This is a genomic window from Nocardioides sp. CPCC 206348 (assembly GCF_048654705.1).
GTDB lineage: Bacteria > Actinomycetota > Actinomycetes > Propionibacteriales > Nocardioidaceae > Nocardioides.
The window spans coordinates 19,205-20,829 of sequence record NZ_JBMCZA010000226.1 but is presented as its reverse complement, the minus strand read 5'-3'; the positions used below and the strand labels follow the sequence as shown (position 1 = coordinate 20,829).

2 protein-coding genes are annotated in these 1,625 nt (G+C 67.5%); both read right to left on the bottom strand.

From position 1 onward, the window contains the following. The coding region (locus ACOADB_RS25650; protein ID WP_378605605.1) for a cytochrome P450 at positions 1–1,193 on the bottom strand (1,193 nt) is incomplete at its 3' end. Between the two features lie 53 nt (positions 1,194–1,246). Then, on the bottom strand, positions 1,247–1,625 hold a 379-nt coding region (locus ACOADB_RS25645), incomplete at its 5' end, for an SDR family oxidoreductase (RefSeq protein WP_378605602.1).

The following is a 1,625-nucleotide window of genomic DNA, read 5'->3' as shown; positions in this document are numbered from 1 at the left end:
CTGCGCAGCTTCACCGGCTCGCCGGCGAGGCTGATCCTCGGGTCACGGTCGGCGAGGGCATCGAAGATCAGCTTCACCTCGAGGCGGGCCAGGTTGGCACCGATGCAGTAGTGGGCGCCATGACCGCCGAACGCCTGGTGCGGGTTGACCTCGCGCGTGATGTCGAAGGTGAACGGGTCCTCGAAGACGTCCTCGTCGAAGTTCGCCGAGGCGTAGAACAGGCCGACCCGGTCACCCTCCTTGATCGCCTGACCGCTGATCTCGAGGTCGCGCTTCGCCGTGCGCTGGAAGACCGTCACGGGCGTGGCCCAGCGGATGATCTCGTCGACGGCCGTGTCGGGACGCTCACGCTTGTAGAGCTCCCACTGGTCCGGGTTGTCGATGAAGGCCTTCATGCCGTGCGTGATCGCATTACGGGTGGTCTCGTTGCCGGCCACGGCCAGCAGGATCACGAAGAAGCCGAACTCGTCGTCGGTCAGTCCGTTGCCGTCGACATCCGCGGTCACCAGCTTGGTGACGATGTCGTCCTGCGGGTTGCGGCGACGGTCGTCGGCGAGCGCCATGGAGTACGCGAGGATCTCCATGAATGCGGTCATCTGGTCGCCGCCGAGCTCCGGGTCGTCGTACGACAGCATCTGGTTGGACCAGTCGAAGAGCTTGCCGCGGTCCTCCTGCGGGACCCCGAGCAGCTCAGCGATCGCCTGGAGGGGCAGCTCGGCAGCGATGTCGGTGACGAAGTTGCCCGACTCCTTGGCGAGCGCCTCGTCGACGATCTTCTCGGCGCGCTCCTTGAGCCAGGTGTGCAGACCGCCGACCGCGCGCGGCGTGAACGCGCGGGAGATGATCTGGCGCAGCTTGGTGTGCTCCGGTGAGTCGTGGTTGATCAGCAGGAAGCGGGTCTGCTCCAGCTCCTCGCGCGTCATGTCCGGCGCGAAGCGGATGATCACGCCGTTCTCGTACGTCGAGAAGTCGGCCTGGTTCTTCGAGACCGCAGCCACGTCCGCGTGCTTGCTCAGCGCCCAGTAGCCGGTGTCGAGGAAGCCGGCCCGGGCCCCCGGGTCGGGCTGTTCGATCCAGCTCACCGGAGCCGTCTGGCGCAGTGCCAGCAGCTCCTCGTGCGGCATCCGCTGGCGCAGGATGTCCGGGTCCGTCGGGTCGAAGGTGGTCAGCCCCGGGGCTTCAGCAACAGTCATGACCCGAACGGTACAGACTTTCGTGTCAGAACGAAAGGCTTTCGTTTTCGTGTCTAGCCCGTGGTCCCGTAGACGGGCTCGGGCGCAGGTGCTGCGGCCAGCAGGTCACGCAGCGCGGGCCCGACCGCGGCCGCCTCCCAGCGCGATCCGTTGTCGCGGGACGGCCCGTGCGACCAGCCGTTCTCGACGGTGATGACGCTGCCGTCGATCTCGATGACGCGACCGGTCACGTCGCCGGCCTCCTCGGACGCGAGCCACGCCACGACCGGCGAGTTGTCCTCGGGCAGCGCCATCGCGGACGTGTCGAAGGCACCCTCGGTCATCCGCGTCCTCGCGACCGGCGCGATCGCGTTGACCGTGACGCCGTACCGGCTCATCTCGACGGCGGCGACCAACGTCATGCCGGCGATACCGGCCTTCGCAGCGGAGTAC